The organism is Marinobacter bryozoorum (assembly GCF_023156245.1).
GTDB classification, from domain to species: domain Bacteria; phylum Pseudomonadota; class Gammaproteobacteria; order Pseudomonadales; family Oleiphilaceae; genus Marinobacter; species Marinobacter bryozoorum.
On the sequence record NZ_JAKZAH010000006.1, the window covers coordinates 76,513 to 99,440 of the forward strand.

The 22,928-nt window shown below is 61.4% G+C and carries 21 protein-coding genes and 1 tRNA gene; 10 read left to right on the top strand and 12 right to left on the bottom strand.

Annotated elements, in window-relative coordinates; translation table 11 throughout:
- Positions 1 to 2 precede the first annotated feature (2 nt).
- The 4 genes from nuoC to MLC59_RS05360 all read right to left on the bottom strand — a co-directional run bounded on the left by nuoC (position 3) and on the right by MLC59_RS05360 (position 5,146).
- Entirely contained in the window at positions 3 to 1,769 is a 1,767-nt protein-coding gene (gene nuoC, locus MLC59_RS05345; protein WP_248231657.1) for an NADH-quinone oxidoreductase subunit C/D, read from the bottom strand.
- A 39-nt stretch (positions 1,770 to 1,808) separates the two neighbouring features.
- Positions 1,809 to 2,486 (bottom strand): NuoB/complex I 20 kDa subunit family protein, encoded by a 678-nt coding sequence (locus tag MLC59_RS05350; RefSeq protein ID WP_248231881.1) that lies wholly within the window; start codon positions 2,484 to 2,486, stop codon positions 1,809 to 1,811.
- A 70-nt stretch (positions 2,487 to 2,556) separates the two neighbouring features.
- Entirely contained in the window at positions 2,557 to 2,964 is a 408-nt protein-coding gene (gene ndhC / locus MLC59_RS05355; protein WP_091850722.1) for an NADH-quinone oxidoreductase subunit A, read from the bottom strand.
- A gap of 496 nt (positions 2,965 to 3,460) precedes the next feature.
- Positions 3,461 to 5,146, bottom strand: a complete 1,686-nt coding sequence (locus MLC59_RS05360; protein ID WP_248231660.1) for an ABC transporter transmembrane domain-containing protein — start codon at positions 5,144 to 5,146, stop codon at positions 3,461 to 3,463.
- A 327-nt stretch (positions 5,147 to 5,473) separates the two neighbouring features.
- Here MLC59_RS05360 and MLC59_RS05365 point away from each other — a divergent pair, with 327 nt between their 5' ends.
- On the top strand, positions 5,474 to 7,291 hold the full coding sequence (locus MLC59_RS05365) for an ABCB family ABC transporter ATP-binding protein/permease (RefSeq protein ID WP_248231663.1): 1,818 nt from the start codon (positions 5,474 to 5,476) through the stop codon (positions 7,289 to 7,291).
- A gap of 6 nt (positions 7,292 to 7,297) precedes the next feature.
- Here MLC59_RS05365 and MLC59_RS05370 read toward each other — a convergent pair whose 3' ends face one another.
- Positions 7,298 to 8,728, bottom strand: coding sequence for an NAD-dependent succinate-semialdehyde dehydrogenase (locus tag MLC59_RS05370; RefSeq protein WP_248231665.1), 1,431 nt, complete (start codon positions 8,726 to 8,728; stop codon positions 7,298 to 7,300).
- A gap of 91 nt (positions 8,729 to 8,819) precedes the next feature.
- Here MLC59_RS05370 and MLC59_RS05375 point away from each other — a divergent pair, with 91 nt between their 5' ends.
- The 7 genes from MLC59_RS05375 (at position 8,820) to MLC59_RS05405 (ending at position 12,434) form a co-directional block, all read left to right on the top strand.
- Positions 8,820 to 9,254: a MaoC family dehydratase gene (locus tag MLC59_RS05375; RefSeq protein WP_248231668.1), complete on the top strand. Its 435-nt coding sequence runs from the start codon at positions 8,820 to 8,822 to the stop codon at positions 9,252 to 9,254.
- A gap of 255 nt (positions 9,255 to 9,509) precedes the next feature.
- Positions 9,510 to 9,920: a fosfomycin resistance glutathione transferase gene (gene fos, locus MLC59_RS05380; protein ID WP_248231884.1), complete on the top strand. Its 411-nt coding sequence runs from the start codon at positions 9,510 to 9,512 to the stop codon at positions 9,918 to 9,920.
- A gap of 24 nt (positions 9,921 to 9,944) precedes the next feature.
- Complete coding sequence (locus MLC59_RS05385; protein ID WP_248231670.1) at positions 9,945 to 10,586, top strand: nucleoside/nucleotide kinase family protein; 642 nt, start codon at positions 9,945 to 9,947, stop codon at positions 10,584 to 10,586.
- Positions 10,587 to 10,665: 79 nt separating this feature from the next.
- Positions 10,666 to 11,124 (top strand): GNAT family N-acetyltransferase, encoded by a 459-nt coding sequence (locus tag MLC59_RS05390; protein ID WP_248231672.1) that lies wholly within the window; start codon positions 10,666 to 10,668, stop codon positions 11,122 to 11,124.
- Between the two features lie 188 nt (positions 11,125 to 11,312).
- Positions 11,313 to 11,546 carry a hypothetical protein gene (locus MLC59_RS05395; protein WP_248231674.1) on the top strand — a complete coding sequence of 78 codons (234 nt, stop codon included), beginning with the start codon at positions 11,313 to 11,315 and terminating at the stop codon, positions 11,544 to 11,546.
- The gene (locus tag MLC59_RS05400; protein WP_248231676.1) at positions 11,533 to 11,796 is read left to right on the top strand and encodes a type II toxin-antitoxin system RelE family toxin; all 264 of its coding nucleotides are present in this window, start codon (positions 11,533 to 11,535) and stop codon (positions 11,794 to 11,796) included. Before MLC59_RS05395 ends, MLC59_RS05400 begins: the two co-directional genes overlap by 14 nt.
- A gap of 47 nt (positions 11,797 to 11,843) precedes the next feature.
- Positions 11,844 to 12,434: a GNAT family N-acetyltransferase gene (locus tag MLC59_RS05405; RefSeq protein WP_248231679.1), complete on the top strand. Its 591-nt coding sequence runs from the start codon at positions 11,844 to 11,846 to the stop codon at positions 12,432 to 12,434.
- 11 nt (positions 12,435 to 12,445) lie between these two features.
- On the opposite strand, the gene MLC59_RS05410 is transcribed toward MLC59_RS05405, so the two are convergent.
- The 3 genes from MLC59_RS05410 to glyQ form a co-directional block, all read right to left on the bottom strand.
- Positions 12,446 to 12,522: transfer RNA gene (locus tag MLC59_RS05410), tRNA-Pro, on the bottom strand.
- Positions 12,523 to 12,611: 89 nt separating this feature from the next.
- Positions 12,612 to 14,690 (bottom strand): glycine--tRNA ligase subunit beta, encoded by a 2,079-nt coding sequence (gene glyS, locus MLC59_RS05415; RefSeq protein ID WP_248231687.1) that lies wholly within the window; start codon positions 14,688 to 14,690, stop codon positions 12,612 to 12,614.
- A 2-nt stretch (positions 14,691 to 14,692) separates the two neighbouring features.
- Entirely contained in the window at positions 14,693 to 15,685 is a 993-nt protein-coding gene (glyQ, locus tag MLC59_RS05420) for a glycine--tRNA ligase subunit alpha (protein ID WP_248231887.1), read from the bottom strand.
- A gap of 541 nt (positions 15,686 to 16,226) precedes the next feature.
- On the opposite strand from glyQ, the gene MLC59_RS05425 reads away from it, so the two are divergent.
- Positions 16,227 to 16,796, top strand: coding sequence for a hypothetical protein (locus MLC59_RS05425; protein WP_248231689.1), 570 nt, complete (start codon positions 16,227 to 16,229; stop codon positions 16,794 to 16,796).
- Complete coding sequence (locus tag MLC59_RS05430) at positions 16,793 to 17,647, top strand: hypothetical protein (protein WP_248231692.1); 855 nt, start codon at positions 16,793 to 16,795, stop codon at positions 17,645 to 17,647. The genes MLC59_RS05425 and MLC59_RS05430 overlap by 4 nt, the downstream gene beginning before the upstream one ends.
- A 127-nt stretch (positions 17,648 to 17,774) precedes the next feature.
- Here the strand turns inward: MLC59_RS05430 and MLC59_RS05435 are convergent, their stop codons facing one another.
- Genes MLC59_RS05435 through fmt form a run of 4 tightly spaced genes read right to left on the bottom strand, consistent with a single transcriptional unit; the run spans position 17,775 to position 22,872 of the window.
- Positions 17,775 to 19,223 (bottom strand): TrkH family potassium uptake protein, encoded by a 1,449-nt coding sequence (locus MLC59_RS05435; RefSeq protein WP_248231697.1) that lies wholly within the window; start codon positions 19,221 to 19,223, stop codon positions 17,775 to 17,777.
- 33 nt (positions 19,224 to 19,256) lie between these two features.
- Positions 19,257 to 20,630 carry a Trk system potassium transporter TrkA gene (gene trkA, locus MLC59_RS05440; protein ID WP_248231700.1) on the bottom strand — a complete coding sequence of 458 codons (1,374 nt, stop codon included), beginning with the start codon at positions 20,628 to 20,630 and terminating at the stop codon, positions 19,257 to 19,259.
- On the bottom strand, positions 20,627 to 21,937 hold the full coding sequence (gene rsmB, locus MLC59_RS05445; RefSeq protein ID WP_248231704.1) for a 16S rRNA (cytosine(967)-C(5))-methyltransferase RsmB: 1,311 nt from the start codon (positions 21,935 to 21,937) through the stop codon (positions 20,627 to 20,629). The genes trkA and rsmB overlap by 4 nt, the downstream gene beginning before the upstream one ends.
- A complete protein-coding gene (fmt, locus tag MLC59_RS05450; protein ID WP_248231713.1) occupies positions 21,937 to 22,872 on the bottom strand; it encodes a methionyl-tRNA formyltransferase in 936 nt (311 codons plus the stop codon). Before fmt ends, rsmB begins: the two co-directional genes overlap by 1 nt.
- Between the last annotated feature and the right edge of the window lie 56 nt (positions 22,873 to 22,928).

Below are 22,928 nucleotides of genomic sequence, written 5' to 3' on the forward strand. Positions count from 1 at the left end.
GGTTAGCGGTCCACGTCTGCCATTACGAAATCGATGCTGCCCAGATGGGCGATCAGGTCCGGCACGAAGCCGCCCCGCATCACCGCCGGTATCTGCTGCAGATGCGGAAAACTCGGCGTGCGGATACGGGTGCGGTAACTCATGGTGTTGCCGTCGCTGGTCAGGTAGTAACTGTTGATGCCCTTGGTGGCCTCCACCATCTGCAGGGACTCCTGGGGCTTGAGCACCGGCCCCCAGGACACCTGCAGGAAGTGGGTAATCAGCGTTTCTATGTGCTGCAGCATGCGCTCCCGGGGTGGAGGCGTGGTGAGCGGATGGTCGGCCTTGTAGTCGCCGCTGGGCATGTGGTCCATGCACTGCTGGATGATGCGCAGGCTCTGGCGCATCTCGTCGATGCGTAGCTGGCCCCGGTCGAATACATCGCCGTTCTGGGCCAGGGGCACTTCGAAATCGAAATGCTCGTAGCCGGAATAGGGTCGCTGTTTGCGCAGGTCGAAGTTGCAGCCGGTGGCCCGCAGGTTGGGGCCAGTGACGCCCCATTCCAGCGCCTCAGCGGTGTTAAAGGCGGCCACGTGGCGGGTACGCTCCCGCACCAGGGCGTTTTCCATCATCGCCTTTTCGTATTCCCGCAGCCGCGGCGGCATCCAGTCCAGGAAGCCCTGCACCAGCTTTTCCCATCCCCGGGGCAGGTCCTGGGCAACACCGCCGATGCGGTACCAGGCCGGATGCATGCGAAAGCCGGTGATACCCTCGATCACTTCGTACCCCCGCTGGCGGTCGCTGAAGGTGTAGAACACCGGCGACATGGCCCCCAGGTCTTGCAGGTAGGTGCCCAGGAACAGCAGATGGCTGGTGATGCGGAACATCTCCGCCATCATCACCCGGATGGTTTTCACCCGGTCCGGTACTTCTATGCCGGCCAGTTTTTCCACCGCCAGTACATAGGGCAGGTTGTTCATCACCCCGCCGGTGTAGTCGATGCGGTCGGTATAGGGTATGAAACTGTGCCAGGACTGGCGCTCGGCCATTTTCTCGGCGCCCCGGTGGTGGTAGCCGATATCGGGCACGCAGTCGACCACCTCCTCACCGTCCAGCTGCAGCACGATACGGAAGGCGCCGTGGGCAGAGGGGTGGTTGGGCCCCAGGTTGAGGAACATGAACTCCGCGCCGTCCCGCTCCCGTTGCATGCCCCAGGCTTCCGGCTCGAAGCGCATGGCCTCCTGTTCCTCACCCTGGCCTTCCACGGTGAGGGTGTAGGGATCGAATTCTGTCGCCCGGGCGGGATAGTCCTTTCGCAGCGGGTGGCCTTCCCAGGTGGGAGGCATGAGGATACGTGCCAGGTGGGGGTGGCCCTCCACATGGATGCCGAACAGGTCCCACACCTCCCGCTCGTACCAGCTGGCATTGGCAAACACGCCAGTGACCGTGGGCACCCGCAGGTCCGACTCGTCCAGGGCGACCTTGAGCATCAGGTCCTCGTTCCGTTCCACCGAGAGCAGGTGGTAGAACACGGTGAAATCCGATGCGGGAAGCCCATCCCGGTGGCTACGCAGTCGCTCGTCCACCGCCGACAGGTCGTAGAGCATGCTGAACGGCGCCGGTACCTGTTTCAGATGGGCAAGGATGTCCACCAGGCTCTCCCGGCGCACCCAGAACACAGGCATGCCGGTGAGGGTGGGCTGCACGTGCAGCACATCCTCCCGGAACTGGTCCAGCAGGTGGCCGTTATCGGCGTTAGCCTGCGGGTTGTCGACGGTGCCTGTGGTCATGGTGCTGATCCATTCCCTGAGTTGTCGGTCTGCAATGGGTCAGAGTTTGTCCGGCGTCCTCAGCTCGGTAGCCTGGATGCGCCGGTCCCGCCACTTTTCCCGCTGGGAGGGCATTTCCGCCCGGTACACCCCCTGGTCGCCCACCACCCAGGACAGCGGCCGGCGCTCTTCCTGGATGGAATCCTGCAATAGCTGCAACCCTTGCAGGAACGCCTCCGGCCGGGGCGGACAGCCGGGCACGTAAACGTCCACCGGCAGAAACTTGTCGACGCCCTGAACCACCGAGTAAATGTCGTACATGCCGCCGGAATTGGCGCAGGAACCCATGGAGATCACCCACTTGGGTTCCAGCATCTGGTCGTACAGTTGCTGGATCACCGGCGCCATCTTGATAAAACAGGTGCCGGCAATAACCATGAAGTCAGCTTGCCGGGGTGAGGCCCGGATGACTTCGGAGCCGAAGCGGGCAATATCGTGGGGCGCGGTAAAGGCGGTGGTCATCTCCACATAACAGCAGGACAACCCGAAGTTGTAGGGCCACAGGGAGTTCTTGCGGCCCCAGTTGACCGCGTTGTTCAGCACCTCGCTGAGCTTGCCGGTGAACACGTTGCGTTCAAGCTGACGCTTGATCGGGTCCTCCGTCGGTTCACGGTGCCCGGTGGGATAGCGCCGGTCGCCGCCGGGATGTTCTTCTGCCCGGGTCAGGGTGTAGGCCATTGGTGCCTCCATGGACACCCCTTGCAGTGGACCCATGACCACCGCGGGATGCGTCCGGTGATACGTTGGTTCAGTCAGCCGGTTTGCGGCCGGACGCCTCCGGGGCCCAGTCCAGGGCGCCGGTGCGGCTGTCATAGAGCAGGCCGGCCAGCAGTATGAAGATGAAGACCGCTGCGCCCCAGAAGCCGGTCCACCCCACGTCCGGGATCACAATGGCCCAGGCGAACAGGAACACGGCTTCGATATCGAAGATCACGAACAGCATCGCGACCAGGTAGAACTTGACGGAAAACCGTTGGCGGGCATCGCCGGTGCCGACGATGCCGGATTCGAAAGGGAGGTTTTTGCTGACTCCCCGGCTACGACCACCGAGCAGGCTGGAGGCCCCTACCATAAAGGCGCACAGGCCCAGAGTAGCGACAATAAAGAAACCAGTGGCCCAGTATCGGGCCAGTAAATCGGTAACCGTGTCCGCCATGTGCTCTCCGTGACCGTGGTGGCGGTCGTTGAGATTAACGGTGGCGCCCTGGTTGCTTCCGGAGCGTTTAAATTCGGTGTCTGTTGGTTAAAAAACTAGCAACGGGTTGGGGAATGGGCAAACCTGTTGGTGGGTTATTCGTTGATTTGAATCATTGGGTGGGTGGTTCTTTGCTTTTCGTTGGCCTCGTAGCCTGCAGGGTTTGCGGGTGGAATAGGTCTGGGGGAGGCCTTCCGGAACGAAAAACTTACGTTTTCCTGACTGTTCCGGAAGGCCTCCCCCAGACCCATTCTTTAGGGCTTTTGTGGGGTCGCTTTTGCGGGAACAGTTCCTGGTTTTTAGCGGGACTGGCACCGATGTTCGCAGTGGGGGGGGGGGGGGGGGGGGGGGGGGGGGGGGGGGGGGGGGGGGGGGGGGGGGGGGGGGGGGGGGGGGGGGGGGGGCGCCCCCCCCCCCCCCCCCCCCCCCCCCCCCCACTACCCCCCAAGTCGAAAACTCAGGACTCCCCAGCAGAATCACGAAACTGAAGAGCAGCCAGGCGGGCATAAAGGCTGTTACGCCCAACCAGCTCATCATGCCGCCCCGCATCCAATAGCTGTCCCTGGTCCATCACCAGGATGCGGTCCGCATGTCGAACTGTAGCCAGCCGGTGGGCTATCACCAGGGTGGTGCGACCAGCCATCAGTTCCGGCATGGCCTGCTGCACCAGATATTCACTCTCTGCATCCAGGGCACTGGTGGCCTCATCCAGCAACAGGATGGGCGCGTCCGCCAGCAGCGCCCGGGCGATGGCCAGGCGTTGTTTCTGACCGCCGGATAAACCCAGGCCGACGTCGCCCAGCCTGGTCTCATAACCTGCCGGCAGCCGCTCGATAAACTCATGGGCATGGGCCGTGCGGGCGGCGGTGATGACTTTATCCAGGCTTGCTTCGGGTCGTGCGTAGCGAATGTTGTCGGCGATGGTGCCGTGGAACAGGGCTGGCGTCTGGGGTACCAGGGCGAAGCAGCTGCGCAGGTCCGCCGGGCTGAGCTGGCGGGAATCGAAGTCGTCGATCAGGATCTGCCCTTCCTGCGGATCATAGAATCGCAGCAGCAGATCAAACAGTGTGGATTTACCGGCTCCGGATGGACCGACAAGGGCAACGGTCTCACCGGCCCGGATGGTGACGGACAGATCCCGGATTACGGTCACATCGGGGCGGGCGGGGTAACCAAAGCTCACGTTGCGGAATTCGATCTCACCCTGCACAGGTTCGGCCAGCGCCCGTGAGCCGGTGGCCTCAGGGTCGATTTCCGTCTGTGTCTGTAACAGCTCAAAGATGCGGGCAGCGGCGCCGGCGGCCCGTTGCAGTTCCCCGATCACCTCGCTGAGGGCGCCGGCGGAGACGCCCACCAGCAGGCTGTAGAACACGAAGGCGGCCAGTTCTCCGGGGCTGGTTCGCCCGGCGATCACATCCAGGCCACCGATCCAGATCACGATACCGACGGCGCCCATGACCAGGGTGATGGCGATGGTCATCAGCCAGGCCCGCTGGCGGATACGGTCCCGGGCGATGGCGAAGGCGTTTTCCGCCACCGCGGCGAAGCGATCCCGGTCTACCGGCTGGTGGTTGAAGGCCTGCACGGTCTTGATCTGGGCCAGGTTCTCGCCCACATAACTGCCCACATCCGCCACCCGGTCCTGGCTTAGCCGGGAGAGCTTGCGCACCCGCCGGCCATAGAACAGGATGGGCACGATTACCACCGGAAAACCGAAGATGATCACGCTGGCCAGCTTGGGGTTGGTGATGAACAGCAGGATGATGCCGCCAAACAGCATCAGCAGGTTGCGCAGGGCGATGGACACGGTGGAGCCAATGACGGACTGCAACACTGTGGTATCGGCGGTAAACCGGGACTGGATTTCCAGGCTGCGGTTCTTCTCATAGAAGCCCGGGTGCAGGTCGATCAGGTGGTTGAAGACCTGCTTGCGGATGTCGGCCACGACCCGCTCGCCAATCCAGGACACCAGGTAGAAGCGGGTGAACGAGCCCACGGCCAGTCCCAGTACCAGCAGGAAGAACAACCCGACAGACCGGGCCAGCATTTCGGGTGACTGGGTTGCCAGGCCCTGGTCCACCAGGATGCGCAGCCCCTGGCCCAGGGACAGGGTGATGCCGGCGGTGATCACCAGTGCGGTCATGGCGCCGGCTACGGCCTTGCGGTAGGGCAGGATGAAGTTCCGGGCCAGGGCGAAGGCGCTTTTGTGTTGGCGTATTATGGTTTTGACTCCTGTCCGGGTTTTGGTTTGTTTCGCCTGTTGGTTTGGGGGTGGAACGGGTCCGGGGAGGGCCTTCCGGAACGAAAAACCTGGGTTTTTCTGACTGTTCCGGAAGGCCCTCCCCGGACCCGTTCTGCTGGACTTCCGTGCGATCGCCCTGGTCCCTGGGGGTATCGGATCCGGGGTCGTAACCCGCTATTCTACGGTCTATCATGCCCGATTGATCCATCCTCTGACCGGAACTGCCCCTTGCGAGCCTACGCCGACAACGACTACCCCGCCAATCACAAGCCGGACTGGAAGATCATCGCCGGGCTCTGGCCCTATCTGGCAGAGTACCGGGGCCGGGTGGTGCTGTCTGTGGTTTTGCTGGTGATGGCGAAGCTGGCAACCGTGGCTACGCCGGTAGCGCTCAAGTACATCGTCGACTACCTGGATACTACCAGTTCAGAACAGATCCTTTTGTGGATTCCGGTGATGCTGGTGGTGGCCTATGGCCTGTTACGGTTTGGCAGTACGCTGTTCAGTGAGCTGCGGGATGCGGTGTTTGCCCGGGTGGCAGAGCGTGCCATGAGGCGCGTGTCCCTGCGGGTGTTCCGTCACCTGCACCAGCTGGCACTGGGCTTTCACCTGGATCGCAAGACCGGCGGCCTGGCCCGTGACATTGAGCGGGGCACCAACGGTATCAGCTTCCTGCTGCGCTTCACCCTGTTCAATATTATCCCCACCATCCTCGAGATCCTGATGGTGTCTGCCATCCTGCTGTGGGCGTTCAGTCCTGGCTATGTGCTGGCCATCCTGGTGGCAGTGGTGGTGTATGTGGTGTTCTCCATCCGCGTCACGGAATGGCGCACCCGCTTTGTTCGCGAAGCCAACGCCCGGGACAACCAGTCCAATTCCCGTGCTGTGGACAGCCTGCTCAACTACGAGACGGTGAAGTACTTCAATAACGAGGAATTCGAGGCCCGGCGCTACGATGAAGACCTGCAGGAATGGGAACGGGCACGGCTCAACAACCGCCTGTCGCTGGCCGCCCTCAATACCGGGCAGGCCCTGATCATCGGCGTGGCGCTGATTGTCATCATGGCCATGGCGGTACAGGAGGTGGCCAGTGGTGCCATCACCCTGGGCGATTTCACCATGATCAACGCCTACCTGATCCAGTTGTTCATTCCCCTGAATGCCCTGGGCTTTGTCTACCGGGAAATTCGCCAGGCGCTGGTCAATGTGGAGCGGCTGTTCGGGCTGCTGGGCGAGCCTGCGGCGGTCACTGACGCCCCGGATGCGGGCCAGCTTGGTACCGCTGGCGGGTCGGTGCGGTTCGAGTCAGTGCGGTTTGGATACCAGCCCGACCGCACCATTCTCCATGATGTGAGCTTCGAGATCCCTGCCGGCCACAAGGTGGCGGTGGTGGGGGCCAGCGGGGCCGGCAAGTCCACCCTGGCCCGGCTGCTGTTCCGGTTTTTCGATGTGGATGGCGGGCGTATCACCATCGACGGCCAGGATATCCGCACCGTCACCCAGGACAGCCTGCGCTCCGCCATTGGTGTGGTGCCCCAGGACACGGTGCTGTTCAATGACACCCTGTACCAGAACCTGGCCTATGGCCGCCCGGGTGCCAGTGAGGAAGAGGTGCGGCGGGCCGCGAAACTGGCCCATCTGGACCACTTCATCGAAACCTTGCCCCAGGGCTATCAGACCCGGGTGGGTGAGCGGGGTCTGAAGCTGTCCGGTGGCGAGAAGCAGCGGGTTGCCATCGCCCGGGTCTTCCTCAAGAACCCGCCCATCCTGATTCTGGACGAGGCTACGTCATCCCTGGACTCGGTATCGGAACAGGTGATCCTGGAAGCGCTGCGGGAGGTTAGCGAACAGCGTACCACCCTGGTCATCGCCCACCGCCTGTCGACCGTGCGGGATGCCGATACCATTCTGGTGATGGACGGAGGCCGGATTGTGGAGCGGGGCACCCACCGGGAGTTGCTCACTGCCGGCGGGCGCTACGCGGACCTGTGGCTGCGCCAGCAGGAGGACGGAGAGGCCGAGGCCTCACCGAAACGACCTGACTGACCGGGTTCAGGCCCCGGCCACGGCGATACCGCCGAGCTTGGTTTCCAGGTATTCCTGGATGCCTTCCTGGGCGCCTTCCCGGCCCAGGCCGCTTTCCTTCATACCACCGAAGGGTGCCGCTGCGCTGGTGGGGTTGATGTCGTTGATGCCGATAATGCCGAAATCCAGCGCCTCGAACACCCGCATGCAGCGGGACAGGTTCTCCGAATAGATATAGGCGGCCAGGCCGTAACGGGTGTCGTTGGCCATGGCGATGGCTTCTTCCTCGGTATCGAAGGGAATGACGGCGGCCACCGGGCCAAAGGTTTCCTCCCGGTAGATCAGCATTTCCGGGGTCACGTCGGCCAGCAGCGTGGGTGCGTAGAAGTGACCGCCGGCCAGTTCCGGGGTCTGCAGTCGCTCCCCGCCGTTCAGTACCCGGGCGCCCTTGGCGACAGCGTCCTTCACCTGGTTGTCCACCTTGCGTACGGCCACGTCATTGATCAGTGGCCCGATGCGAACGCCCTCCTCCATACCGTTGCCGGCTTTCATGGTACTGATGCGTTTGCTCAGCTCTTCCAGGAACGGCCCCATCATATCCCGCTGCACCAGGATCCGGTTGGGGCTGATGCAGGCCTGGCCGGTGTTGAGGAATTTCACCAGCGACAGGCCCTTGGCGGCATGCACCGGGTCTGCATCCGCAAACACCAGTGCCGGGGCGTGGCCGCCCAGTTCCATGGACACCCGCTTCATGTGCCGGGCCGCCCGCTCGTTCAGCAATTTGCCCACGGCGGTGGAGCCGGTGAAGGTGAGCTTGCGTACCCGGGGGTCTTCGCACAGGGCCGTACCCACGGGCACCGGGTCCTTCTTGGTGATCAGATTGACCACGCCCTTGGGGAAGCCTGCCTGCTCAAAGATGCGGAACATGGCCATGGCGCACAGCGGGGTGCTTTCCGCAGGCTTGAGTACCACGGTGCAGCCGGCCGCCAGGGCCGGGCCCACCTTGCGGGTGATCATGGAAATGGGGTAGTTCCAGGGGGTAATGGCGCCGACCACGCCCACCGGCTGCTGCTGCACCCAGAAGCGCTGGTCCGGGCGGGCGGAAGGGATGCTCTGACCGTATAGGCGCTTGGCTTCTTCAGCAAACCACAGCAGGAAGTCGGCGCCGTACTGGACTTCATTCAGGGAGGCTTTCAGGGGTTTGCCCTGCTCCCGGGTCATCAGTTCCGCCAGTTCCCGTTTTTGTTCCATCATCAGCTGCCAGGCCCGGTACAGCAGGGTCGAGCGCTCGTAGGCGGTGGTCCGGCGCCAGCTGAAGAAGGCCTCGTGGGCTGCACCGATGGCTTCGTCAATCTGCGCGGCGCTGGCATCCGGCACCTGGCCGATAACTTCGCCATTGGCGGGGTTGGTGACTTCAAAGGTATGGCCGGTATCGACCCAGGTGCCGTTTATATACATACTTCGCTACCGTGTTGTTATGGATTGGGGGAGTTTCTGTAAACATCCTATTTATCCCCGCAAAGATCAACCGTACTAATGGAGCAAGGCCATGAATGACCTCCACGGCTATTACCTGGAAGACCTGGAAGTGGGCATGAGCGCCAGCTATGCCAAGACCATCACTGAAGCGGATGTGGTGTTGTTCGCCGGCATAACCGGTGACGATAACCCGGTGCATATGAACGCCGAGTTCGCCGCGGAAACGGCCTTCGGCCAGCGAATCGTCCACGGTATGTTCAATGCTGGCCTGATCTCGACGGTACTGGGCACACGCCTGCCCGGCCCCGGCGCTATCTATGTCGACCAGCAGTTACGCTTCAAGGCCCCGGTGCATATCGGTGACACAGTGACGGCCACGGCGACCGTGGAAGAGATCGATGAACGCCGTCGCCGGGTCAAACTGAAAACGGTGTGTACGGTCAAGGGTAAGGTGGTGGCTGACGGTTTTGCCACCAACATGGTGGACCGTCGGCCAGAGGCCTGAGTGGCCGACGCGATGCGGTTGCGGCCCGGGCATTTGGCCTGGTAACGCCAGTGGTGGCGGCGGGAAAGCAGGTCACTGATGAACGACAGAACCACGTGGCGGGTTTTCAGCCATGCACTCGGTGACTCAGGTTATGTGCTGGTGATGGTCTTCACAGATGCTCCAAATGTAGCCGACGAAGTCGACTGTCGCCAGACTGGGATTCTGGCTGAAAACCAGGGTGTTCGTGGAGGTGTAGGCAAAGAGGATAACAGCATGGTTAGTGGTATCAATCATATAACCCTGGCTGTCAGTGATCTTGAGCGATCATTTAGGTTTTATACCAGGGTGGTCGGACTGAAGCCGGTGGCGAAGTGGTCAGGGGGTGCATATCTCCTCGCTGGCGAAGGGTGGGTCTGTCTGTCGCTGGATGCGGGCAAGCGTAGCGAACCCGAGCCTGAGTACACCCACATAGCGTTTTCCGTGGAGAAGGGGTCCTTCAACGAGAGCGCTGAGGCTATCCGCTCGCATAATGTGAGGATCTGGAAAGAGAACCAGAGCGAGGGAGATTCCCTGTACTTTCTGGATCCGGACGGGCACAAACTGGAACTTCACGCGGGTGACCTCCAGACCCGGCTAGCTGCGCTCAGGGAACAACCGTACGAGGGCCTTGAGCTGTATGTCTAAAATTCAGGCAGGAGACTTTTTGTCTTGGCGATAGGGGAAATTGCGCAAACGGTCCTGGGTATCCAGAGCCCATTCGTGACGCGGGTCGCCATTGATGGCGTCGATGGCGCGGGCAAGACGGTATTCGCAGATGAGCTTGCTCGAAGGCTTGAGGCTTTTGGTGCGAAGGTGATCCGCGCCTCGGTGGACGGATTTCATCACCCTCGCTCGGTCAGGTACCGTCGTGGCCGGTATTGCCCGAAGGGATTTCACCACGACTCCTACGACTACCAGGCACTTGAGCAGGCGCTGCTTGAGCCGCTCTCGCCCGGAGGATCAGGCCAGTTCATTCCGGCGGTGTTCGATCACCGCACCGATACGCCGGTCAGAATGAGCCCGCGACAGGCGAGCGCGGGCGATATCCTGGTTTTTGACGGCATTTTTGCCCACCGGCGCGAGCTCCGCGGATACTGGGATCTGTCTGTATTTCTTGAGGTACCTTTTGAAACGTCGGTCCGGCGATTGGGCTGGCGGGACGGTACGTCTCCGGACCCGGATGCGCCCCTGAACAGGCGCTACATCGAAGGACAGCTGCTGTACCTGAGCGAGTGCTCGCCAGCTGATCGTGCCACGGTGGTGGTCGACAATAGCGAGCTTGGTTCCCCACGCATCCTTCGGTATGGTTAACGATTCGCCCTATTGCAGTCTGTTCCGTGAAAAGCCCGGAGCACAGTGCTGTACAGCCAGAGACAAAGGCAGGAGAGCCATGGAAGAACACCGGGTCAATTTCGTCACCGTCGATGACAAGCAGGACTGGCGCCCCCTGTTCGATGGCTACGCTGCATTCTACAAGACCCCGATAACCGACAGGATTGCCGATCAGGTCTGGGACTGGCTGCTGGATCCCGCCCATGAACTTGAGGGGCTGATCGCCCGCGACCAGAGGGGCAAGGCGCTGGGGATTGCCCATGTTCGTGCCTGTCCCCGTTCGCTCGCCGGGGGATATATCGGCTTTCTGGACGATATGTTTGTGGTGCCCGAAGCGAGAGGGAGCGGTGCCGCCGATGCCCTCTTTTCCCGGCTGAATGCACTGGCGCAGGAGCGCGGCTGGAGTGCCCTGCGCTGGATCACCCAGCATTTCAACGAGCGCGGCCGTGCGTTCTATGATCGCTACACCGGCGGGCCCAGTGATTTCATCGTGTATCAGCTGAACCGTGAGCAATAGACAATCGAACCTGAAGGGCCACCAGCTGATCTGGTCTGACCTGAACCGGGTGCGGGATATGCGGTTTGATGGCTTTTCGCCGGCAACATATCCGCTTAGGTGTGAAAGACTCTGGCAATGAATCCGACACTTGGCGCCAGGACGTCGTGACGTTATGATGTCCTTTTCTGGCTGAGTCGGAGATTGTCATGAGCGAACCCTCCAAGCGGTCGACCGTTTATTTTGACCCCCAGTTACATGCTGCGCTGCGCCTGAAGGCCGCACATACCAACCGCAGTGTCTCGGATATTGTGAACGACGCGGTTCGTGCTGCCCTGGCTGAAGACCAGGAGGACCTGGCGGCGTTTGAGGAACGGGTGGCTGAGCCCACTATGACCTATGAAGCGTTGCTGGATGACCTGAAAGCCCATGGCAAAATATAGGCTGGTTTTCAGAAAGTCTGTTTCCAAAGACCTCCGCTCCATAGCCAACCAGGACGTCGCTCGCATACTCAAGCGGATGAAAGCCCTGGAGGATGATCCCCGTCCCCCCGGCAGTGAGAAGCTGTCCGGGTTGGAGCGTTATCGGGTCCGTCAGGGTAACTATCGCATTGTCTACGAAGTGATTGACGATCAGTTGGTGGTTATCGTGGTCAGAATCGGTCATCGCAAAGACGTCTATAAACGCTTGTAAAAGTCTGGAGTTGTTCTCCGTTAAATTGTCGCTGAAAGGGAAGTCATATGGGATTTGAGGTAACGCAACCCCTGCTGGAAGGACGCCACGTTCGTTTGGAGCCGCTTTCGGACGCGCACGTGGAGGGCCTGTTCGGGATCGGCCAGCACCAGGAAGACTGGGCCTATTTGCCGACTGCGGCGTTCACCAGCTGCGCCGATGCCGAACAATGGATACAGCAGGCACTGGAGCTGGCCCGCAAGGAGCCGCATTACCCCTATGTGCTGGTTGAGCCCGCATCCGGCGCCCTGATGGGCAGCACCCGTTACCTCAATGTCCGACCCTGGGACCATGCCCTGGAGATCGGTTACACCTGGCTGGGGCGCGACTACCAGCGCACGCCGGTGAATACCGAGGCCAAGTACCTGCTGCTCAGGCATGCGTTTGAGGAACTGGGTGCCTACCGGGTGGAGCTGAAGACAGATGCACGGAACCTGCGTTCGCAGAAAGCCATCGAACGGCTGGGCGCTCAAAGGGAAGGTGTACTACGGCGGCATATGGTGGTTCAGGATGGCTATGTGCGGGATTCGGTAATGTACAGCATCACTGACCCGGACTGGCCGGATATCAAGAAAGGACTGCTGGGAAAACTGGGATAACGGGAAAGGAGTGGTCGGCGTGGCAGGATTCGAACCTGCGACCCCTTCGTCCCGAACGAAGTGCGCTACCAAGCTGCGCCACACGCCGAACAACGGCCGGTATTATACGTAAAACAGGCCGCTTTACCACCCCCCGGAACGGGAATTTCCAGGGGGTGGCGTTGCGGGTTCTGCCTATCAGGCGCCCGGCAGCACCGAGATGTCCGCTACCCGCAGGAACAGGTTGCGCAGGCGGTTCAGCAGGGCCAGGCGGTTGTTGCGGACCGCCTCGTCGTCTGCCATCACCATCACCTCGTCAAAGAAGGCATCCACCGGTGCCCGCAGGCTGGCCAGGGAGCTTAGGGCCGTGGCGTAGTCGCCCTGGTCGAACAGCGGTACCACCTTCTGGGCCTGCTCACTGACCTGCTCTGACAGGGCGATTTCCGCCTTGTCCTGCAGCAACGCGTTATCCACATGCTCCCCGATGGAATCGCCACCCTGCTTGGTGAGGATATTGGATACCCGTTTGTTGGCGGCTGCCAGTGCCTCGGCTTCTGGCAGCTTGCGGAAAGCGTCCACGGCTTTCACCCGGCGGTCGAAGTCCAGCGGGCGGGTGGGACGGCGGGCGTGGACGGCCAGGTAGACCTCGGCGCTGATGTCCTGCTCTTCGAAGTGAGCCCGGAAACGCTCCAGAATGTAGTCCACCACCGTGCTGGCGGTGTTCTGTTCGGTGAGCTGGGTGAAGTTCTGCTCGGCCCATTCGCACAGCTGCTGAAGGTCCAGGGGCAGCCCACGCTCGATGATGATGCGCAGCACACCCAGGGACGCCCGGCGCAATGCGAAGGGGTCACGGGTGCCGGAAGGCGGCTGGTTGATGCCGAACAGGCCCACCAGGGAATCAATCCGGTCGGCGATGGCCACGGCACAGCCTGTCAGGGTGGAGGGCAGGTCATCACCGGCAAAGCGGGGCATGTACTGTTCGTTCAGGGCCTTGGCCACGTCCTCGTGCTCGCCGTCGTTGGCCGCGTAGTACTGGCCCATGATGCCTTGCAGGTCGGTGAACTCCAGAACCATCTCGGTGACCAGGTCAGTCTTGCCCAGCATGGCAACACGTTCGGCCAGGGAGGGGTCGCTATTGATGGCTTCGGCAATCTTGCCGGCCAGGGCTGCGACGCGGACGGACTTGTCGTGGATGCTGCCCAGCTTTTCCTGGAACACGATCGGCTTGAGCTGGTCGATACGGTCTTCCAGCCGGGTCTTGCGATCGGTCTCATAGAAGAACGCGGCGTCGGACAGGCGCGGGCGGATAACCTTTTCATTGCCGGCTATGACCTGGCCCGGGTCCTTGCTCTCGAGGTTGGCCAGGGTGATGAAGACCGGCAGCATCTTCCCGTCGCGGTCCACCACGTGGAAGTACTTCTGGTGCTCCTTCATGGAGGAGATCAGCGCCTCGGCGGGCACGTCCAGGAAGCGCTCCTCGAACCGGCCCAGCAGTGGCACAGGCCACTCGTTGAGGGCGGTGACCTCGTCCAGCAGGTCCTCGTCGATCACGGCCTTGCCAGCGACTTCTTTCTCGGCAATTTCTGTCACGCCCTGGCGGATCACTTCCCGGCGTTCGGCGAAGTCCGCAATCACGTAGCCTTCCTGCTTGAGGACGATCTCGTAGTCGTTCGGAGTCGGCACAATCAGCGAGCGTGGGCAATGGAAGCGGTGACCACGGGTGGTGTTCCCCGGCTCCAGGCCCATGATGGGTGCGTTGACCACGGTATTGCCGTACATGAAGACCAGCCAGTGAACGGGCCGGACAAATTCCGTACGGTGGGCACCCCAGCGCATGCGCTTGGGAATGGGCAGGCCGGCCAGGGCCTGTTCTACCAGCTGTGGCAGCAGCTCAACCGTGGGCTTGCCCTGCTCTACCGTGCGATAGACGACCCAGGCACCCTTGTCGGTTTCCAGGGTATCCAGCTGCTCTGGCGTAACCCCCAGTGAGCTGGCGAACCCGTTAAGGGCCTTGGTGGGGTTGCCATCGTCATCGAAGGCGGCCTTGATGGCCGGGCCACGCTTCTCCACCGGTTTGTCCGGCTGGGCATCCTCCAGCTTGCGCACGCGCACGGCCAGGCGGCGGGGTGCGGCAAAGGCTTCGACCTTGTCAAAGGCAATGCCGGCCTCTTCCAGGCCACCACGGATACCCTCGGCAAACGCATCAGACAGGGGTTTGAGGGCCTTGGGAGGGAGTTCCTCGGTGCCCAGCTCGACCAGAAAATCCTGAGTAGCCATGATTATGCGTTCCCCTTCTTGGCGTTTTTGCCTTTCTTGCCCTTGCCGGCGTTCTCTTCAGCGGCCAGGACTTCCTTTCGCAGCGCATCCGGCGCCATCGGGAAGCCCAGGGCCTTGCGGCTGTCGAAATAGGCCTGGGCCACGGCCCGTGCCAGGGTACGAACCCGCAGGATGAAGCGCTGTCGCTCGGTGACAGAAATCGCGTGGCGGGCGTCTAGCAGGTTGAAGGTATGGGAGGCCTTGAGTACTTGCTCATAGGCAGGCAGGGCCAGGCCGGCTTCGATCAGGCGGGCACTCTCGCGTTCATAGACATCGAAGCTGTGGAACAGGAACTCGGTGTCCGCATGCTCGAAGTTGTAGGTGGACATCTCCACCTCCTGCTGGTGGAACACGTCGCCGTAGGTGACCACACCGTCCGGGCCCTCGGTCCACACCAGGTCGTATACGCTGTCCACCCCCTGCAGGTACATGGCGATGCGCTCCAGGCCGTAGGTCAGCTCACCGGTGACCGGGTAGCATTCCAGGCCGCCCACCTGCTGGAAGTAGGTGAACTGGGTCACCTCCATGCCGTTCAGCCAGATTTCCCAGCCGAGGCCCCAGGCCCCCAGGGTGGGGGATTCCCAATTGTCTTCCACGAAGCGGATGTCGTGTACCAGCGGGTCCAGCCCCAGCGCCCGCAGGGAATCCAGGTACAGCTCCTGGATGTTGTCCGGGGACGGCTTGAGCACGACCTGGAACTGGTAGTAGTGCTGCAGGCGGTTGGGGTTCTCGCCGTAACGGCCGTCAGTGGGGCGGCGGCTGGGCTGCACATAGGCAGCGTTCCAGGTTTCCGGACCGATGGAGCGCAGGAAGGTGGCGGGGTGAAAGGTGCCAGCCCCCACTTCCATATCCAGTGGCTGGAGAACCACGCAGCCATGCTGCGCCCAGAAATTCTGCAGTGCCAGGATCAGACCCTGGAAGGTCTTCAGATCCGGTTTTGACGGTTGTGATGCCATGGTTGTCACGACGGTAGCCTGCTATTCAGTCTGTGTGTTGCGGGCGGTCGGACAACATAACAGAGCCGGCCCGCATCGAAAGGCGGGTATTATACGCGTCAAGGCAGGGTATTTCTAAGGCGGTGTCGAAATAGTACACAAGCCCGTCTGCTGCTCGTGGGTAGGGGTGCTGCGACTACCTTGCGGGGTCGGCCAGTCGTCCAGGCTTGGTTTTCTGAAATGCCTCACATACATGGCGGCATCATTGTTGCCGGTAGCAAAGAATTGATATAGGTTCCTATTGCGGCCGTCAGGATGACAGGCCTCCAACGCGAGAGCTCATTCCTTCCAAAAACGCAAAGGATTGTGATGTTCCTACTGTTGTACTGCGCTGACTACCTTTGGTCAGTCTTCGTTTTTGGTATGTCTTCCGGAGGCCATATACCGTCACCATTGCTTGGGGGCTGCTCGCACTTTATATGGATATTAATTTACAAGGAGTAGTGATATGGAATTGCAAAGCACTGGCTGGTAAATTGCGGGCGCAAGCGGAGCTCAGGTTATGGCGGGGACACCGATTGCGAGGGTCGAAATAGGCGGCGCACATATCGTTCTGCCTATAAAACATACCGAAAACAAAAAGCTGGTGACGCTAAAAGGCCCAGGCGCAGGGTTCGGGCTGGGCGCCTCGATTTCTGTACCATTCGTAAACGGATCTTATAGCCATGAAGATTTCCCTGCGAGCAAGATCGGCAGTATCTACCAGGGACTTTCTCGGCCCAATCGCGGAGTGTATACGGAGGCTGATTTCAACGGCGGTGTGCTTGTAAAAACTCTGACGGCAGGAAAGCAGATCAGCGCAAACGTTTCAGCCGCCATGTGGTTTGATGCCCCCGTAGAAGCGTGTATGGCGAGAATGAGTTGCAGCCGTGAGGAATTTTTCCAGATCATGGAGAATGTGATTGTTTCCTACGTCAGGGGGAAGTTCAATGCGGTAGGTGTTGGAGTTCATACTATGGAACGATTCATGAAAAGCGTTAAAGCCGTTGGTTTCTTTTCGGGCTTGAGTCTTGAAACCCAGTTGATCGGTGCCAGCGTGGATGCATTTGTCTATAACGTGTCGTCGTCATGAAAATCACATTACTAATCGGTTTGGTGGGTCTGCTTATGACAGGTTGTCAGACCATGTCGCAAGGTGAACCCGTCACGTTTGAGTGGCGGGTTCAGGATTCTCCGGCTAAGTACCAAGTGGTCTATCAGGAAATAGACGTTAAGCCCGGATTGATGGTGAGTGGGTTTGAGGTTCTGGACAACCAGGAGCTCCGGAATCTGGTCAAGCAAGAGCTACGGTCATTGAGATTGCCTCCAGCGACATACGAAGGACGGGTTGAATCCCACGAGGGTCTGGTAAGAGCAACCGTTACCGGGGTTGTGCCCGATTACGACGGGCCCCCGCAAGATGACCAGGAAAAATTCCTGCGGCAGATGATAGAGAATAATGCCGGGAACGCAGAGTTGGTTGGTGACTTCTCGAATAATGGTGAGCTGAGGTCCTTCTATCATGCCCAGAAGCAACGTAACGCATTGAATTTACTGTTTTCGCTTGCTGGCCGGTCGTTAGAAACTGGTGATTACTGGCAGCCCAGGGTTTTTGGTGTTGAAGTGGGACCGGGCTTCTTCCCGGAAGACACCCGCCGGATTAGTCGGTCGTTCCTGGAATCGGTAACGGCAACCGATGATGGAGAACAAGTCGCCACGATGCTTTACGTCATCAGTGACGAAGTGGACGGATATTTTCGGGTTAAGCGTGAAGGGGAACTGAAAGAAGTCCCGGTCAGCATTTCCCATACTTATCTTGCGTTGGGTGACTTCAATGTCACGACTGGAAGGTGGGAAAGCTTCACAGGTGTTAGTGGCCATTTGTCCCGGGGAACTACTCGAAATGAGAGCATGATCCTTTATGCGCTACGTCCGGAAGGGTAGTAGGTTTGAGTAGTGAGCACGCCTCTCCTCAGACTGTTTTGGCTTCTCAGACAAGGAGTTCTGGCCCTGGCAGAGGCTAACTCACGAGGTTGGTAGCTGCCCCTTAGTAGGTAGGGGGCTTTAGGAGCTACCGCCGCCAGAAGGCAGGCGTCAGCAACACCAGCAGGGTGAAAACCTCCAGCCGGCCCAGCAGCATGGCGAAGCACAGCACCCACTTGGCGACGTCGTTGATGTTGCCGTAGTGGTAGGCGACCTCGCCCAGGCCCGGGCCCAGGTTGTTCATGGCGGCGGCGACCGCGGTCCAGGCGGTGACCTGGTCCAGGCCGGTGGCCAGCAGGATGATCAGCATGGCGACGAACATGAACATGTAGACCGAGAAGAAGCCCCACACGGCCTGCAGTACCCGGTCCGATACCGGCCGGTTACCCAGTTTCACCGGGATAACCGCATTGGGGTGTAACAGGCGTTTCACTTCCCGGGAGCCCTGCCGGTAGATCAGCAGGACCCGCATCACCTTCATGCCGCCGCCGGTAGAGCCCGCGCAGCCGCCCATGAACGCCAGTACGAACAGCATGAAGGGCAGCATCAGCGGCCACTGGCTGAAATCCGCCGCACCAAAACCGGTGGTGGTGGCAATGGAAACCACCTCGAAGATGCCCTTGGTGATCGCCGTTGAGGGATCCAGCGTGGCGGTGTAGATCAGCACCAGTACGGTAATCAGGCTGACCCCGGCCAGCATGCTGAAATAGAACCGGAACTCCGAGTCCTGCCAGTAGGATTTCAGGCTGCGCTGGCGGAAGGCCATGAAGTGCAGGGCGAAGTTGGCGCCGGCGATGATCATGAAGACCACGGCGATCATTTCAATCAGGGCGCTGTCGAAGTAGCCGATGCTGGCATCGTGGGTGGAAAAACCGCCGATAGCGATGGTGGAAAAACTGTGGCCGATGGCATCGAACCAGCTCATGCCGGCGGCCCAGTAAGCCAGCGCACACAGCACGGTCAGGGCCACGTAGATGTACCACAGGGCCTTGGCGGTCTCCCCGATGCGAGGGGTCAGCTTGTTGTCTTTCACCGGCCCTGGCACCTCGGCCCGATATAGCTGCATACCACCGATGCCCAGCATGGGCAGGATGGCCACCGCCAGTACGATGATCCCCATGCCACCGAGCCACTGTAACTGCTGCCGATACCAGAGCATGGATTCCGGCAGGGAATCGATGCCGGTGATCACCGTGGCGCCGGTTGTGGTGAGGCCGGACACCGCTTCAAACAGGGCGTCCACGTAGGTGTAGGGGGCATTGTTGCTCAGGTAGAAGGGGATGGAGCCGGCCACACTCAGCACCACCCAGAACAGGGTGGTAATCAGGAAGCCATCCCGCACCCGCAGGTCCCCGGCCACCTTGCGGAACGGCAGCCACACCACCAGACCGCCGATCATGACCATCAGCAGACCGTTGCTGAAACGTTGCCACTGGCCGTCGTCATACAGCAGGGAGATACCCAGGGGCGGCAGCATGGTGAGGCTGAACAGCATCATCAGCAGGCCAAGAACCTTGGCGATCACCGGCAGGCGCATTCTAGAGTCCCCTGTCTCGCATCGGCATGGTCATCAGAAGAACGTCAGCCCCACCTGGAACAGTTTTTCCACCTCGCGGATACGGGTCTTGTCCACCAGGAACAGGATAACGTGGTCATCCGGTTGCACCCGCAGGTGATCGTGGGCGATAAGTACTTCGTTATGGCGCACGATGGCACCGATGGTGGTGCCCTGGGGCAGCTTGATCTCGTCCAGCCGCTTGCCGACTACCCGGGATGAGCGGTGGTCGCCATGGGCGATGGCTTCGATGGCTTCGGCGGCACCGCGGCGCAGCGCGTGCACGTTGACCACATCGCCCTTGCGTACGTGGGTGAGCAGGCTGCCGATGGTGGTCTGCTGGGGGGAAATGGCCACGTCGATCTCGCCACCCTGGATCAGGTCCACGTAGTCCGGGTTATTGATCAGGGTGAGGACCTTGCGGGCCCCCAGGCGCTTGGCCAGCAATGACGCCATGATGTTGGCTTCGTCATCGTTGGTGACCGCGCAGAATACATCGGTGCTCTCGATGTTCTCTTCCAGCAGGATGTCCTTGTTGGCGGCGTTGCCTTCCAGCACGATGGTCTTGCGCAGGTTTTCCGACAGCATCACGCATCGGTCCCGGTCACGCTCCAGCAGCTTGACCTGGTAGCGGTTCTCCAGGGTGTGGGCCAGGCGCTGGCCGATGTTGCCGCCACCGCAGATAAAGATGCGCTTGTAGGGCTTCTCCAGGGGCTGGAGTTCGCTCATGACCGAGCGGATATGGTCGGTGCCGGCGATGAAGAAGACTTCGTCGCCATCCTCGATCACCGTATCCCCCTGGGGGATGATGGGCCGGTCCTTGCGGAAGATGGCGGCGACCCGGGTGTCGATGCGGGGCATGTGGGTGCGCAGGTAGGACAGCTCATGGCCCACCAGTGGACCGCCCTCGGTGGCGCGGATGGCCACCAGCCGCACCAGGCCATTGGAGAACTCCAGCACCTGCAGGGCGCCGGGGTATTCGATCAGCCTGGTGATGTGCTGGGTTACCAGGTGCTCCGGGCTGATCAGCACGTCTACCGGGAAGCCGTTCTCGCCGAACAGTTCCTTGCGGGCCAGGTAGGCGTTGGCCCGCACCCGGCTGATCTTGGAGGGTGTGCGAAACAGGGAAAAGGCCACCTGGCAGGCGACCATGTTGGTTTCGTCGGAATTGGTGACGGCAATCAGCATGTCCGCGTCTTCGGCGCCGGCCTGTCTCAGAACCGTGGGGTAGGAGGCCAGGCCCTGTACGGTGCGGATGTCCAGGCGGTCCTGCAGCTCCCGCAGGCGCAGGCCGTCACTGTCGATCACCGTGATATCGTTGGCCTCGTTGGCCAGGTTCTCGGCCAGGCTGCCGCCCACCTGCCCTGCACCGAGGATAATGATCTTCACTGGCGCTCCTCCGGCCTGCCCTTGACCAGGCAGGCGTAGAAAAATCCGTCGTGGCTTCGCGGGTCCGGCAGTAGCTGCCGGCCATACCCGGTGTCCAGCCCCCATGGTGCGTCGGCTGGCAGCAGGGAGGCATCGGCCTGCTGGTCCAGGAACCGCCGGATTATACGACTGTTCTCCTGGGGAAACACGGAACATGTCGCGTAAACCAGCCGGCCACCGGGTTTCAGGGTGGCCCAGAGGTTCGCAAGCAGTCCGGACTGGATCCCCGCCAGCGGCGTGATATCCGTCTCCCGGCGCAGCAGTTTGATATCCGGGTGCCGGCGGATGACGCCGGTGGCGCTGCAGGGGACGTCGAGCAGAATGCTGTCAAACAGGGCGCCGTCCCACCAGCGGTCAGTATCACCTGCGTCAGCCTCTTTCAGTGTGGCAGACAGCTGCAGGCGATCCAGGTTTTCCTGGATACGGGGCAGGCGCTCCGCGGACTCGTCGATGGCGATCACCTCCGCCTGGTTGGCTGCCGCCTCCAGGATGGCGCAGGTCTTGCCGCCGGGAGCTGCACAGGCGTCCAGGATGCGCTGGCCTGGTTCGGGTTGCAGCCACTGGGTACACAGCTGGGCCGCTTCGTCCTGGACGCTGGCATCGCCCTCGGCAAAGCCCGGTAACAAATCCACCGGTACCGGGCGGTCCAGCTGGATGCCATGGGGCGCGAAACGGGTGGCCTTGCCGGGAATGCCGGCTTCGCGAAGCCGCTCCAGGTACTCATCCCGGGTGCCATGCAGGGTATTCACCCGCAGGGTCATGGGCGCCTGGACGTTGTTGGCATCGAGGATGGCAGCCCAGTGGTCTGGCCAGTTGTGCCGCAACTTGGCGATCATCCAGCCAGGGTGGCTGTAGCGGGCTTCGTCGGTAGACGGCTCCGGTGCGCCTTCGCGCTCCGCCGCACGCAGTACGCCATTAACCAGTCCCGCCAGGGGTGTCTTGCCCAGCGCCTTGCAGGCCTCCACAGTCTCGTTGAGGATCGCGTAGGTGGCGTTATCGCTGAACCTCAGCTGGAACAGGGCCACCAGCATCAGGTGGTGAACCACCCGGTCCTGTTTGCGAAGGGGTTTGCGCAGGCGGCCGTTGAGCTCGGCATCGAGACGGTGGAACCAGCGGCAGGTGCCGTAGCACAGGGCCTGCAGCTGGGGGCGGAGGTCCGGGTCCAGGTCGGCCGCGGTACGGGGCAGGCACTGGCTCATGGACTCCCCCTGCTCCACCGCCTGGATGACCTGGGCGGCGACCGCCCTGAGGGGTAGTTCCCGGGCCATCACTGCAGCACCTGGCCGGGTTCCAGCACCGGTTTGCCGCCGTTGATGAGGTCGGATACCGACATGGCTCGGGTGCCGGGCAGCTGAATCCGGGAGACACGCAATATGCCCGACCCGCAGGCGATATCGACGCCACTGCGCTCCCGTGCCAGCACGGTTCCGGGGACGGCGTCACTTTGTTCGTCAATGTGACGGGCCTCGTGGATGCGGATGCGCTGGCCTTCCAGCTCGCCATCAGTCCCCGGCCAGGGATTGAACGCGCGAACCTTGCGGGCGATGCTCGCGGCGTCTGACTGCCATTCAATGTGGGCTTCGTCCTTGCTCAGCTTGTGGGCGTAGGTGGCGTCGTTGTCGTTCTGGGGTTCCGGGTTCAGGCCCCGGGAGTCCAGTGCGGCCAGGGCTTCGACGATGGCAGCCCCACCCATGTCGGCGAGCCTGTCATGGAGGCTGCCGCCGGTATCGTCGTCATGGATCGGGGTGCGATGTTTCAGCAGCATGTCGCCGGTATCCAGCCCGGCATCCATTTGCATGATGGTAATACCGGTTTCGGCGTCACCGGCTTCGATGGCCCGGTGGATGGGGGCGGCACCACGCCAGCGGGGCAGTATGGATGCATGGATATTCAGGCAGCCCTTCGTGGGAATATCCAGTACCGCCTGTGGCAGGATCAGGCCGTAGGCTGCCACCACCATGACATCGGGCGCCAGCTCTTGCAGTTGCTGTTGCTCTTCCGGTGACTTCAGTGATGTGGGCTGGTAAACCGGGATGCCGGCCGTAACGGCGGTCTGTTTGACCGGGCCAAACTGTTGTTTGCGACCACGGCCAGCGGGGCGATCCGGTTGGGTGTAGACCGCGACAACCTCGTGGTCGGTTTTCAGCAGCGCCCGGAGGGCGACAGCGGCAAAGTCCGGGGTTCCGGCAAAGACAATTCGCACAGCAATTTCCTGTTTCTGGCTGCGTTGGCGACGGCAGCAACGAAAAAACCGGGTGC